Annotated in this window: 11 protein-coding genes; 5 read left to right on the top strand and 6 right to left on the bottom strand. The window is 43.1% G+C overall.

Annotated elements, in window-relative coordinates:
• Nucleotides 1–41 precede the first annotated feature (41 nt).
• Genes CW735_RS13850 through CW735_RS13860 form a run of 3 tightly spaced genes read left to right on the top strand, consistent with a single transcriptional unit; the run spans nt 42 to nt 4,268 of the window.
• Nucleotides 42–1,610 carry an XrtA system polysaccharide chain length determinant gene (locus CW735_RS13850; protein WP_100972703.1) on the top strand — a complete coding sequence of 523 codons (1,569 nt, stop codon included), beginning with the start codon at nt 42–44 and terminating at the stop codon, nt 1,608–1,610.
• Entirely contained in the window at nt 1,610–2,608 is a 999-nt protein-coding gene (locus CW735_RS13855) for an XrtA-associated tyrosine autokinase (protein WP_100972705.1), read from the top strand. The genes CW735_RS13850 and CW735_RS13855 overlap by 1 nt, the downstream gene beginning before the upstream one ends.
• A complete protein-coding gene (locus tag CW735_RS13860; protein ID WP_232368289.1) occupies nt 2,577–4,268 on the top strand; it encodes a TIGR03016 family PEP-CTERM system-associated outer membrane protein in 1,692 nt (563 codons plus the stop codon). Before CW735_RS13855 ends, CW735_RS13860 begins: the two co-directional genes overlap by 32 nt.
• Nucleotides 4,269–4,356: 88 nt before the next feature.
• Here CW735_RS13860 and CW735_RS13865 read toward each other — a convergent pair whose 3' ends face one another.
• Nucleotides 4,357–5,421 carry an XrtA/PEP-CTERM system-associated ATPase gene (locus tag CW735_RS13865; RefSeq protein ID WP_100972707.1) on the bottom strand — a complete coding sequence of 355 codons (1,065 nt, stop codon included), beginning with the start codon at nt 5,419–5,421 and terminating at the stop codon, nt 4,357–4,359.
• A 127-nt stretch (nt 5,422–5,548) separates the two neighbouring features.
• Entirely contained in the window at nt 5,549–6,979 is a 1,431-nt protein-coding gene (hldE, locus tag CW735_RS13870; RefSeq protein ID WP_100972709.1) for a bifunctional D-glycero-beta-D-manno-heptose-7-phosphate kinase/D-glycero-beta-D-manno-heptose 1-phosphate adenylyltransferase HldE, read from the bottom strand.
• A gap of 33 nt (nt 6,980–7,012) precedes the next feature.
• Here hldE and CW735_RS13875 point away from each other — a divergent pair, with 33 nt between their 5' ends.
• Nucleotides 7,013–7,486: a GIY-YIG nuclease family protein gene (locus CW735_RS13875; RefSeq protein ID WP_232368290.1), complete on the top strand. Its 474-nt coding sequence runs from the start codon at nt 7,013–7,015 to the stop codon at nt 7,484–7,486.
• On the opposite strand, the gene CW735_RS13880 is transcribed toward CW735_RS13875, so the two are convergent.
• Nucleotides 7,461–8,366, bottom strand: coding sequence for a DUF350 domain-containing protein (locus tag CW735_RS13880; RefSeq protein WP_100972711.1), 906 nt, complete (start codon nt 8,364–8,366; stop codon nt 7,461–7,463). The two genes, CW735_RS13875 and CW735_RS13880, sit on opposite strands and share 26 nt — an antisense overlap.
• A 163-nt stretch (nt 8,367–8,529) precedes the next feature.
• Here CW735_RS13880 and glnE point away from each other — a divergent pair, with 163 nt between their 5' ends.
• Entirely contained in the window at nt 8,530–11,475 is a 2,946-nt protein-coding gene (glnE, locus tag CW735_RS13885; protein ID WP_100972713.1) for a bifunctional [glutamate--ammonia ligase]-adenylyl-L-tyrosine phosphorylase/[glutamate--ammonia-ligase] adenylyltransferase, read from the top strand.
• Here glnE and CW735_RS13890 read toward each other — a convergent pair.
• The 3 genes from CW735_RS13890 to CW735_RS13900 form a co-directional block, all read right to left on the bottom strand.
• Complete coding sequence (locus tag CW735_RS13890; RefSeq protein ID WP_100972716.1) at nt 11,447–12,061, bottom strand: TcpQ domain-containing protein; 615 nt, start codon at nt 12,059–12,061, stop codon at nt 11,447–11,449. The genes glnE and CW735_RS13890 overlap by 29 nt on opposite strands.
• A gap of 54 nt (nt 12,062–12,115) precedes the next feature.
• Entirely contained in the window at nt 12,116–13,045 is a 930-nt protein-coding gene (gene lpxL / locus CW735_RS13895) for an LpxL/LpxP family Kdo(2)-lipid IV(A) lauroyl/palmitoleoyl acyltransferase (protein ID WP_100973275.1), read from the bottom strand.
• A gap of 263 nt (nt 13,046–13,308) precedes the next feature.
• Nucleotides 13,309–13,566 (bottom strand): DUF3081 domain-containing protein, encoded by a 258-nt coding sequence (locus tag CW735_RS13900; protein WP_100972718.1) that lies wholly within the window; start codon nt 13,564–13,566, stop codon nt 13,309–13,311.
• Between the last annotated feature and the right edge of the window lie 2 nt (nt 13,567–13,568).

Genomic DNA, 13,568 nt, shown 5'->3' on the forward strand with positions numbered 1-13,568 from the left:
TAGTTATTGATGTTTAAGTAGTAAACGGAACAAATTATAAAATGCAGGATTTACAACAAACGCTAACCCAAATACTCGATTACGTAAAAGGGGTTTGGATAAAAAAGCGTTACGTTATTATATTTTCGTGGCTGATATGTCCTATCGGCTTTTTTTATGTCGCCACTCTTCCCGACACATATCAGTCTAAGGCCCAAGTATTTGTAGATACTCGTTCAGTTTTGCAGCCTTTGCTTAGAGGTCTTGCTATACAAACTAATCCCGATCAAGAAATTCAAATGATGGCAAAAACACTGCTGAGCAGGAGTAATGTTGAAAAAATAGCCCGCGAGAGCGATCTAGATATTACTACCGCTACGGAAAGTGAATTTGAGGACCTCGTTACTTCGCTAACAAAGAATATTAGCCTTTCATCTACCGGGCGCAGTAATATTTACAATATTTCGTATTCAAACGAAAAGCCCGTTGTAGCCCAACGCGTAGTGCAAGAGACGCTGGATTTGTTCGTTGAAGGTTCGTTGGGTAATAGCCGAAGAGACACAGATACTGCAGGTCGCTTTTTAGACGAGCAAATTGCTGAGTATGAGTCTAGATTAAGTGAAGCAGAGCAGCGATTAGCAAGCTTCAAGAGACAGTATAATGACATACTGCCATTAGCTGGTACTTATTATTCAAGACTACAGGGCTTGAATACTGAGCTTGAAACTACTCAACTGCAGATTAAACAAACACAGCAGCAAGCTGCATCTTTAAAGCAACAGATTACTAGCGCTAAACAAACAGATAACTTTGATGTCACTAACCAAGACGAGCCTGTACTAAGAACGAGATACGACGAACGTATTAGAGCCCTTGAAGAGGAGTTAGACAGGCTTACACTTAGATTTACAGATCTTCATCCAGATGTAGTGGAAACGAAGGCGCTACTTGATAGTTTGGAAGATGCAAGGGAAAAAGAAATTAAAGCATTTCTTAGCCAATCGGATGAAGATGGAAGCCAACCTTTAACGGAACTCAATAGAGAGATTAAGCTTGAAGCGAGCAGGCTAGAAAGTCAGATAGCATCGTTACGCGTAAAAGAGTCTGATTTAGAAAGCAAAATTATAGAGCTTGAGAGCAAAGTTGATTTAATTCCTCAAATAGAAGCAGAGTCGACTGCACTTAATCGCGACTACAGTGTTACCCAGCAGAAATATCAAGAACTTTTATCAAGAAAGGAGTCTGCCGACTTATCTAGACGTGCTGATGTGTCTTCAGAAGATTTGCAGTTTAGAATAATAGAGCCTCCGCTGTTACCTAAAAGGCCATCAGGCCCTAATAGATTGATATTTTATACTGCAGTTCTGCTTGTTGGCTTCGGCTCAGGTATTGGCGTGGCCTTCTTAATCAGTCAACTAAGCCCGGTTTTAATAAGGCCCAAGCAATTGTTGTCTGTGTCGGATTACCCCATTTGGGGAACTGTTACTCACCTAAACATAGCGCAGATTAAGAAAGTTAACCGTACACGCCTTATCGTGTTTCTGATGTCGAGCGGCGCGATTTTAGCCATGTATAGTATTTTGATAGCCGCAGAAGTGATGAACATTGATTTAATTGGAGGCCTGATTTAATGAAAAATACGATTGAGAAGGCACTTCAAAAACAGAAGCAAAGCAAAGCTGCCGAACTTGAAAAAGCCAAAAGCGCTGAAGAAATTGACGTTTCGAGAGACGTGCCTGTAGAAGCGAAAAGCGTGCTATCGAGTGAAACTTCACACTCATCTAGTAAGGGAACTACAAACCCTGAAGATATTCAAGACGACAATAGTGTCAAAGGCCAAACGAGCAAGACTGATAATTTTGAAAAAACCAGCAAAATAGCCTCTGAGGAATATGGATTTAATATAGATTTCGAGCGTTTGGATAGAAACGGTCATATTTCATTAAACGGTGAGCGGAAGCAGATAAACGAAGAGTATCGCGAAATAAAACGTAAACTACTGGCAAATGCCTTTGGGGCGCTCTCTAAAACTCTGCACAACCCCAATATTATTATGGTTACAAGCAGCAGGCCTTCTGAAGGCAAAACTTTTACTGCTACTAACCTTGCTATGAGTATCGCCTCAGAGCAAGATAAAACCGTATTGCTGGTAGATGCTGACGTACTTAAACCCAATGTGCTTCGCACCTTAGGCCTTGAAAATAGACAGGGGTTAATGGAGTACTTGAAGGGTGATGTAGAGGACGTGTCTGACGTACTTTATTCAACTAACATTGATAAGTTAAAAATTATTCCGGCAGGTCGATCTCATCACTTGTCTACTGAACTATTAGCAAGCCAAAAAATGCATGACACTGTTGACGAATTTGCCAATCGGTACCCCGACAGAGTTGTAATCTTCGATACCCCCCCCTTAATCGGTATAAATGAAAGTGCCATACTTGCAAATTTTGCTGGGCAAGCGGTAGTAGTAGTTGAAGAAGGCCGAGCCAAAATGGCAGATATAAAGCTGTCTGTCGAGCGGCTGAATCCCGATATGGCCATTGGCTTTGTGGTTAATAAGTCTGTGCATAATGACACTGATGGAAGCGGATATTATGGATATTATTATGCCGAGCGAACCAATTAACACGCGCCCAGTTAAACTTGTGGCGGCTACTCTATCGTCTGCAGTAGCCCTTGCCTTTAGTGGCAACGCCACTGCCAACTTAGAGGTAACGGCAACGGCCTTTGCCGAAAGCGTGTTTCAAGACGTTCAGTCACAAGAAAATGGAAACTTTTCTTTTACAACTCTGTCGATAAACCCGAGCGTAAATGCGTCTTACCAGTCGCGCACGTTTAACGGCCTTTGGCAGGGAAAGCTTACGCATTTAGAACGTGATCAAAACGACTTAAGTCGCGAAGATACCTATGGCGAATACAGCTACTCCGCTAACTGGGCACCATTTGATGAGTTGTTAGTTTTTCAAGCATCAGGAGCGCTAAATTACCAAAATGCACAGGCTGGTAACTTTTTAGTGTCTGATTTTTTTACAAATGCAGATGCCCTAGCAAAAACTCGCTCGAATAGACTTGGAGTGTCAACCACTATATCTCAAGGCGATTGGATCCGCGGTACTGGGCAAGCATCATATTCAGATGTTGCTTCTGAACGCAATGCGTTGAACAACGGGTTTGCATTAAATAACGACACTTATCAATTGTCCGGCACTTTAACGAACGGTGATGAAGCCAAATACTTTATTTGGAACCTAACCGGCGGTTTTCAAAACACCGATAGGGCGCAAGCAAATCAGGGAGAGTTTATTTCACGTAACGCCTCTGGGTTTGCTGATATTCACTTTTTACAAAACTGGGCTGTCAGAGTTACTGCAAATCACGAAGGTAACCAGATATCAGCACGAACAGACACTTCAAGCCTCGTGCGTAAATTTGATTCTTACGGAGCTGGTATTACGTACCGGCAGAGTCAAAATCGCTTTATTTCTGTAACGGCCAACACCACTAACTCAGACTTAGAAGAAGACGACAATGAAACATTCATAGGTCTCGATATGCAGTGGGCATTGAGTTCCCGCACGCAAGTGAGTGCTACTTACGGCAGGCGCTTTTTCGGTGAAACTGCGTCGGCAAACATCAGCTACAACTCAAAATATTTTCGTACCGCGTTTGGATATTCAGAAGATGTAACCAACGTATCTCGGTTGTTGGCTAACCCTGAAAATTTAGGGGTGTTTGTATGCCCTGCTAACTCTGGTTCAATTGCTAGTTGTTTCCAACCCAACAGCTTAAGTTATGTGCCAAACGCAGATGAACAGTTTGTTCAAATTACTACCCAAAACTTAGAATTTAACGACGACATCATTATTCGAAAAGCCAGTAACTTTCAGATGGGATATGACTTTTCTCGGGTAACGGTTGGTATGTCTTTTCGATATTCAGAAGACGATGCTATTGATCAAGACAGGCTAACTCGCACTTATTCCGTTGGCTCCACTCTTGCCTACCAGCTAGGCAGCTACACCAATATTAATGCCAGCGTAAACTATGCAGACATAACCCAACGCTCCGATACTTTTGAAGGAGGTGACAGTGAAAACTGGAATGCTTCACTTGGTCTAGAAAGAACCTTCGGTAGGTCGCTTACTGTAAACGCAGACTTAAACTATGTTGATAGAAGTGGAGACCTGCTAAACGGTGGTGGCGGCGTTGGAATTGGCAACGGCTTTTTTGGTGCTAACTTTACCGATAGACGCTTAACGCTAGGTGTTACCTATGTATTTGAGTAAATCTGCTGTGTCTTTTTTAACTATAAGCTAAATATTTCGCTTACTCGCAGTGTTAAATAAGATGGATTTCAAAAGAGTAATATCGCTATTACTCTTTCCCATCATCACTCTTCAACCGCACATACGTCTTAAACTTCTTCTTCATCAGCTTATCAACATACTGAGTCATTTTGACTTTTTGCGATATGGCGTCATCTAGCGCGTCTACTAATTCTGCCAGCATATCCAGGTAGTATTTTGTATCGCGGATAACATTGCCTTTTGGCGTCATGATGGTTTTGCTTTCTGGGCTGTCTGCAAACCCCATGTGCTCAGTCACCTCAGCACCGGTTTTATCGGGCTCAAACATTTCAGATTTAACCTCTTCGATGACTTCGTCTACCGATTCCGCATTGAACGTTTCTAGCTCTTCCAAGAACCCGTAAAGCATTATTCTATCCATCAGCGTGTTTACCTTGCGAGGAATGCCTCGGGTAAACATATGAATGCGCTCATACGCGTCATCTGAGAAAAGCTGTGAGCCGTTCCAACCAGCATGATGCAATCGATACTCTATATACTCTCTACACTCTTCAATGGTAAGTGGAGCAAGATGACACGACGCCACAATACGCTGCCTAAACTGCTCCATATTAGGCGCTCGTAAAATAGGCTGTAGCTCTTCTTGCCCCAATAAAAAGCTCTGGATAAGCGGCTTTCCGTTAAATTGAAAGTTACTTAGCATCCGCAGTTCTTCGATAGACTCTAACGGCAAGTTTTGCGCCTCGTCGACAAGAAGCAATGCTCGGCGCCCTGCCCTGTTTAATTCAAAGAGGAATATTTCTAACGCCTTTAAAATATCGGCTTTGCTTCTACCTTCGGTGGCGATATCGAACTTAGACGCCACCATTTTCACTAATTCATCGGGCGAAAGCTTAGGTGTAACAATTTGCGCAGCGGCGATATCATCTTCAATCTCTTCAAGCAGGCTATTTGCTACGGTTGTTTTTCCTGTGCCGATACCACCGGTTATGACAATAAAACCTTCTGCCTGCGATAAACCGTATTGAAGATATGACATAGCGCGCTTGTGCCACTTACTGGCAAAGAAAAACGCGGGGTCAGGTGTTAGCTGAAACGGTTTCGAGTTAAGTCCGTAGTAACTTTCGTACATGCAAAATACCGAGTAGTTGTTCCGTTAATAAAACACATTGCAGCCTATTTAAGGCTGCAATTCGCTTGAAATTAGCGTTTAAGATAAGCTAGCTGTTGAGTGTTTATTACAACACTTTTTGATTGGCCTAGCCCAGCTTATTTTTAGTTATTCGCTCAATAATTCCGGTAGTAGAAACCCCATCAGCAAAGCTGAGCACTTTTACCTCGCCACCGTTTTCCATAACTTCTGTGCCACCGGCTATTTGGCCAACACTGTAATCGCCGCCCTTAACCAATACATCGGGTAATAGGCGTGAAATAATACGCTGTGGCGTGTCTTCACTAAAAGGTACAACCCAATCTACTGCACTTAACCCTGCGAGCACAGCCATTCTTCGGCTTTCATTATTTACCGGTCTGCCAGGGCCTTTTAGTTTAGTTACCGAAGTATCTGTGTTCACAGCAACAATCAGCCTATCGCCCAACTGAGATGCTTCTTCGAGATAAGCCACGTGTCCAGCGTGCAGAATATCGAAGCAGCCATTGGTCATAACAATTCGCTCACCACGGGCCTTCGCTGCTTCTACAGCAATTGCTAATTGGTCTTCGTTCATTACGCCGCCATCTAGGTGAACAGACTCTTCGCCTAGGGCTAACGCTAGCTCGGTATTCGACACTGTAGATGTGCCTAGCTTGCCCACCACAACACTCGCGGCCAAATTAGCTAACACGCATGAGGCTTGAAGAGGGAGCTTACATGCCATTCCCACCGCAATGGTAGATACTACAGTATCGCCAGCACCAGTAACGTCATACACTTCTTTGGCTTTTGCAGGCAAATGAAATTCAGTATTATCCCCTTCAAAAAGCGTCATGCCCTCCTCAGAGCGGGTAATAAGCAGTGCACCTAGCTTTAGTTCGTCTTTTAACTGGCTCGCCTTTTCCACCAACTCCCGTTCTGATACCACAGGACCAACGATCCCCTGCAGTTCATCCATATTCGGTGTAATTAATGTTGCGCCTGAATATTTAGCAAAGTCGCTCCCTTTAGGGTCAACAACTACACGCTTTCCTTTAGCCAATGCTTTTTTAATCAGTGCTTGAGGATTACTTAAACACCCTTTTGCGTAATCGCTTAAAATAACGATATCGCAAACATCTAGGGCATCATCAAAAGCTTGTTCTAAATCAGATTTATCAGTATCCGAAAAACTTTTTTCAAAATCTAAACGCAGCAACTGTTGGTTTCTGCTCATCACTCGCAATTTAGTAATGGTGTCGAAGCCATCAACTGGGAAAAACTCACAGTTAATATCGTGAGAATGCAGACGGTCTTTGAGTATATTGGCATTTTCGTCGTTACCACACATGCCTAATAGCGTCACTTTTGCACCCAGGGTAGCCACGTTTACCGCTACGTTCGCTGCGCCTCCGGGGCGATCCTCAGTTTTGTTAACGTTAACTACAGGTACGGGCGCTTCGGGAGATATTCGCCCTGTACCACCACTGTAGTATCTGTCTAACATAAGGTCGCCGACAATAAGCACATTAGCTTTACTAAAATCTGGTAATATCATGGCAAAACAACCCTTTCGATTTTGAAAAAAATTGTGGAAAAAGAAACAACAAGTATAACAGGCAAGTTCACCAATACCCACCAGCGAAGTAAAACCGTTGATTCAAGTCGGTCTGATAAGCCATGCAAAACTAACGTGAAAACCCACGAAGAGCCTGATGTAAATGAGGTGAATAAAGAGGGTAGATGGTTTTTGTATTTAATAGAAAATAAGCTAGGGCAACTTTACACAGGTATTACTACGGATCCCGCTCGCAGAATTGCACAGCATCGAGGTGAAAAACCTGGCGGCGCAAAGGCATTAAAGGGCAAAAGCCCGCTAGCCTTTAGGGCAATTTTTGAATTAAACAGTAAATCCGATGCCGCCAAATTGGAGTGCCGTATTAAAAAGCTAAGTAGAGTACAAAAGAATAAAATTATTCAAACAGGCTTGTTAACCCTTACTAGCACTGAAGAGCCAAGCCCCTCTTCTACTCTTCGCGCTATCCGCCAAGTACAGCATTTATAATCATTGCGTTACCAATACTTAGCGTAAAGCCAAGGGCTGCCACACCAATGTTGTGCTGCTGGTCTACTTCCTGACGAAAGTTCATGCCATAGAGTATAATTTTCTTGTTTACCAACACTAAAAGATGAAGCGCAATTGTTAAACCTACACTCACTATTAACCAGCCAGTGACGTTACTTACATAGCCCGAAGGCTCGTAAACTAGTAAGTTTTTTGCCGCAGAGACTATCATGGCAGTGCCTAACAAATTACCTGCGTGCTCTACCGCTAAAGCGATTTGCCCACCTTCTAAAGCCCCTTGGAACGAATCATTTTGATTATCTCTGGCATACCTGTATTCAAGAATGCGGGTCATCACGAGTAACATGGTCAGCACCACCGCGAAACCGGTGACAATGGCGATGATTGCATTCATATCGCTACCATCTACCCACAGCATGATATTGCGAAGCACGATGGCACTTGCTACCAAACTTGCAGCGTCGACAAGAGCAACACTTACACTGCGCTCTGCAATCATTTCAGGGGTATCGACTTTATTAAGCACTAGTTTGTCGTGGGCAAAACGGCCAAATTTCACCAGCACTATACCTATCAATCCGAAGGTAACCATGCCAATGGCGGCTTCTTGGTAACCCATACCGACATGCCGGCCCACTACTGAACTTAGTACAATACACAGTGACAGCATGCCCCCGGCAATACTGATGCCGAATGCAAAGTTATCTTTTACTCCTAGCTCATCAGTTACTGAGAAGCGCCGGAATGCGCCGGTTAACCATTTCATGATCATAAGTAAGGCGAGAGCAATGCCTACATCCATAGCAAGATAAATCAACAGCTCTCGAGTTAAGGGTACTAGTTTTACTAACGCTTCCACGCTATCTTTGCTCCTTGCACTTTATTTTTCTGCGTATTGCTGACTGACAATCAAACCGTGTATGTTTGTAATTAAATATGGCGTTGCATGATTCAAATACACGGTCTCAACGCGCGATAAAGTGAGTATTTATAAATTTTGACCTAAGGTTGATGCGAGTATTATGCCAAGAGACGAACAAAATAGCATGACAAACGTTGAAAGAGCTGAAAAACACTGGCATCAATTGTTGTCACATAGTGGCACTTCTTCAATAGAAAACAACAACGAAAATAACGATTTAACTGCATTATTAGAAGGCAATAAGGACAATCTTCTCACCGCCCTCGCCAGCTCCGAGTTTCTTGCAGAATTTCTTACACAACCGTCTTTATCTTTTAAGAGTGTTGAAAATGTAACTACTGCCCCACCCAACAATAACGCTGAAGATTTCTACACTCAGCGTATCTTAGAATGGTTGGATAATGTTAAAACAGAAGACGAGCTATTAGTTGCGCTGCGCCAATGTAGAAATGAAGAAATGGCGCGAATTACTTATGCCGATGTGCTGAACCTACAAACTATCTCGGTATCTTTGGCCCAAGTTTCTGCGCTAGCTGATTGCCTTATAACCGCTGCCTACAAGTGGCTATACCAAGATGCATGCAAACGCTATGGTAGCCCCATGGGAGAAAATGGCCCGCTGCAAATGTACATACTGGGTATGGGCAAGTTAGGAGGCAGGGAGCTAAACTTCTCCTCCGACATTGATTTGATATTTGCTTACCCAGAAAAAGGTGACACTCAAGGCGGACGAAAGAGCATTGAAAACCAGCAGTTCTTTACCAAGCTCGCCCAAAAGCTTATTCAAGCACTCAATAAGGTAACCACTCACGGGCAAGTTTATCGCGTTGATATGCGTTTACGCCCCTTCGGAGACTCTGGCCCGTTAGTCATGCACTTTGCGGCCATGGAAGATTACTACCAAGACCAAGGGCGACACTGGGAACGGTTTGCCATGGTTAAAGCACGCATTATTAATGATGATGGTTCTAACGATACGCAAACGCTTAAAGACATACTCAAGCCTTTTACTTTTCGCCGTTATTTAGACTTCACCACGCTTGATGCGCTGCGCAACATGAAAAAATTAATAGCAACAGAAATCAGGCGCAGAAAGCTAAGCAATAATATTAAGCTGGGGGCCGGTGGAATTAGGGAGGTTGAGTTTTTTGCGCAAAGCTTTCAACTTATACACGGCGGAAGAGAGCCCAAGCTACAAAGTAAGTCATTACTTACTACTCTAAATGCCCTTAGCGAGCTAGGCATTGTTGAAAGTAGCGTTACAGAGCAACTTAGTGAGAACTATTTATTTTTGCGCAAAATAGAACATACGCTGCAACAAAGCCGAGATAAACAAACTCAAACACTGCCCGATAGCGAATGGGAGCAACAAGCGCTCATTAACGTATTAGGTTTTAAACATTACGACGACTTTTTAGCCAAGCTAAACATAGCAATGGAGCAAATTCACGGCCACTTTAACGAGCTTGTGGAAGAGTCTCATGAAACGCACAGTGAAGAAGATGAATTATTTAGTGCTTGCTTAGACGCATGGCAATTAGAGCTTCAAAGCGATGAATTTGTAGATGCATTTAGCGACCATCTTTCTCGTAAAGAGGCAATGGGCATTTTCGATACCCTTGTTGAATTTAAAGATACTCAGCGAAATTATCGAATGGGTCAACGTGGAGAGGATACTCTGAGTAAGCTTCTCCCCGAGATATTGTATGTATTGGTTATTCAGCATCCAAACAACTCTGTTCAGGTTTTAAGTCGTTTATTAGGTGTTATAGAGGCTATAACTGGCCGTACAACTTACCTCGACTTGCTGCTAGAAAATCCAGATGTACTTAAACAACTGGTTAAATTATGTGAGCGAAGCGGTTGGGTAGCACAAGAAATTAAGCGCTTTCCCCTTTTGCTTGATGAACTTCTCACGCCGTTATATCTGGGGCAACAAAATACCGATATTGTTACCAGCAAGCGAGAGTATGAGCAAGACCTCAGACAAACCATGTTGCGCATTGAACAAGACGATGTTGAGTTGCTCATGGATGCGTGGCGTCAGTTTAAACTTTGTCAGCAGTTAAGAATAGCGGCAAGCGATATTAGTGACTCTCTGCCTATTGCCAATGTAAGTGACAAACTTACCGTGCTGGCAGAAGTGATACTTGAAAACATTCTCAGTGCTGCCTGGATGCAAATGAGCGAACGCTACGGCACGCCCTCTCACTTAGAGGGAACCGATAAAGGGTTTGGCGTAATTGGTTACGGTAAGCTAGGCGGTTATGAGTTAGGTTATGGCTCAGATTTAGATTTAGTGTTTTTGCACAACGCGCCAAGTAGCATTACTACCAACGGCAAAAAGCAAATTGAGGCCCAGCAGTTTTACATCAAGCTAGCCCAGCGCATTATGCACTTGCTTAACACAAAAACATTATTTGGTCAGTTGTACGAAACCGATTTAAGGCTCCGTCCTTCAGGCAATGCCGGCCTGCTATGCTGTCATGTAACAGGTTTTGAAAAGTATCAAAATGAAGAGGCCTGGACATGGGAGCATCAGGCGCTTGTGCGAGCAAGAGCCATTTGTGGAGACCATTCCCTACTCAATCAGTTTAATGACGTACGCAAGCGCATATTAACAAAACCAAGAGACAAAGCAGCTCTGGCAGACGATGTATGTAAAATGCGCACAAAAATGCGTGATCACTTACTGTCTAAAACTCAGCAAAAGGTAGATTTAAAACAATGTGTTGGTGGCATTACCGATATTGAGTTTATGACACAGTACTGGGTGCTAGCCTATTCTCACGACACGAAAGGTCTAACCCAATACACCGATAACCTTCGAATATTGGAAAGTGCAGTAGAAAACAGCATTATCGAATCAAGCACCGCAAAGGGGTTACAAAAAGCGTATTTGAAACTAAGAGAACAGTATCATCACCTAACGTTGGCTGATTCCAAATTTGCAGACCAAACAGAAGAATTGGATGAAATTCGAGAGCAGGTTAAAACACACTGGAAAATGTTGTTTTTTAATCCACCTGCTCGCACTGATTTTTAAGGAAGTCGGTTTCTTCTGCCGTTACTACCAAAGAGCGTTGTTCGGCGCATAGGTAGGCTTTAACTTCACCTTCAAAGCTACTGTCTATCGCGCTTGCTATCTTGGCTAGCGAACCCGCTATGGTGTTATCTAACTGAAACTGATGCTTGATAACAAAGTCTTGTTCCAAGTTCCAAATTAACTGCATGCCTTCATCTTGGGCATACTGAGAAATAGCCTCTCGAAGTGTATTACCCTCGTTAAAGCTGCGAAACTTGTACTCCCCCGTCCAATTAGAATCTACAGGGCGAGTTTTACTCGCCATTTTTTCTAGCGTACCGTCGAGGTCTGGGTCTACTCCCGCTGTATCAAGCACGAAATCGCCCTGTTCTTCTTTTAACGGATCTGTCGCTGACATTCTGAATTCGCTGTAAAACTCACTGAGCCCTTTGGAAACAGAGCGCTCCTCTTTGCCACTTTCAGGAACAGGCGAAGCCTCTTTAGTTTGCAAAAAGTAGATAAGGGCCCCAGCAGCCAATACCAGCACCACCGCTAATGTAATTTGTTTAGCCCAAAACGATGTGCTTGAGTAACCTGTTTGCGCCATTAAACTTTATTCCTAATAAAACTATTAAACTTTAAAAAAATTCCGCACATTCTGCTAATCATAGAGAGAAGGAGTTGACTTCGATGGGCGAGTTTTAAATCGCTTGTGCATCCACAAATAACTTTCCGGCTGTTCTTTCACTGCGTTATCGATATGCTCATTAAGCAAGGTTAAAGCGTCATGGTCTTCCATCTCACCTAGGCCAAGCAACGGCGGAAAAATCTTAATTTTGTAGCCTTTTTTCGTGTACTGCGAAGTAATCAACATAGGAACACTTTCAGAGCGACGAATAAACATTAACGTTGCCGTGGTAGTTGCTGTGTCTTTTACACCACCAAAAGGAACAAAAATAGACTGTTTAGGGCCATAATCCTGATCCGGCAAATATAAGCATAGTTCTTTATCTTCCATCGCAGCTAACAGTGCTTTTGCATTGCGCTTATCAATCATATATTTGTTTGACTGATTGCGTCCATGATACTGAAGATAATCTATAAGAGGGTTGTTATGTTTTCGGTAAAAAGCGACGCTAGGATAGGAATAGCCGATACCTCGACAAGCAAACTCAACGTTCATGTTATGAAGCGCCATACCAAACACACCTTTTCCGGCTGCCCTAGCCGCTTCTATGTGTTCAGCACCTTCAATTTCAAACGCACGCTGTATTCGCCAAGTAGGCCACCACCACCCCATTGCAGTTTCAAAAAGCGCCATACCTGTTCGACGAATATTTTCACGATAAAGACTCTCCACTTCATCAACAGATAATGATGGATTCCACAGCTCAATATTTCGTTTAGCCACCTTGGATCTTTTAGGCACGATTAACGCAATGAGCTTGCCCGCTCCGGCACCCAATTTTCGGATGATTGGTAGCGGTAACCAAGTTATTAGATACAAAATACCTACAGCTAACCACACAGGCCAATAGCGAGGACCAAGAAAAGAGAGTTTAAATTCTGGAGCTTTAATTGCTGCAGCCAAGTTACTATCCGTATAATTCTGCATAAATGTAAAGGCTGGCATTGTACCAGAAGGATTTATTTTCAGCTATGCGAAGCACGCATTGAGAAGACATGGAAGTGGACAGAAGCCTGAGGAGGTCTTGTGTTTGGAGGTTTGAGGTTTGATTGTAGTTTAATACTTAGTGGGCTAGCCTAATTAGACAGCCCACCTACGCAACCGCAAAATTTAAATACTCAATTGGATAGCTCTTTAAATTGCGAGCTTTTTAAATTTGTAGCGCTCTAGTAAGTTTTATCAATCTCTTTAAGCTTTTTCTCAAAAGCATCGTAGTGATCGCTCGAGTCGTAGTCGAAATGGTACTTGTTATGGAAGCCGAATTGCAGCTTTACGTTCACGTCTTCTATGAACAAGGTGTATCCGTCGTGGTCAGTAAACGCGGTTATTCCCATCAGCTTATACTCATCGCCTTCTTTTGCGCCGTGCTGGCGAATTTTATCGAACACTTGGAGTAAAAACTTGCTGTCTAATTCGTTTTTCATTT

Source organism: Alteromonas sp. MB-3u-76 (assembly GCF_002831605.1).
Lineage (GTDB): Bacteria > Pseudomonadota > Gammaproteobacteria > Enterobacterales > Alteromonadaceae > Alteromonas > Alteromonas hispanica.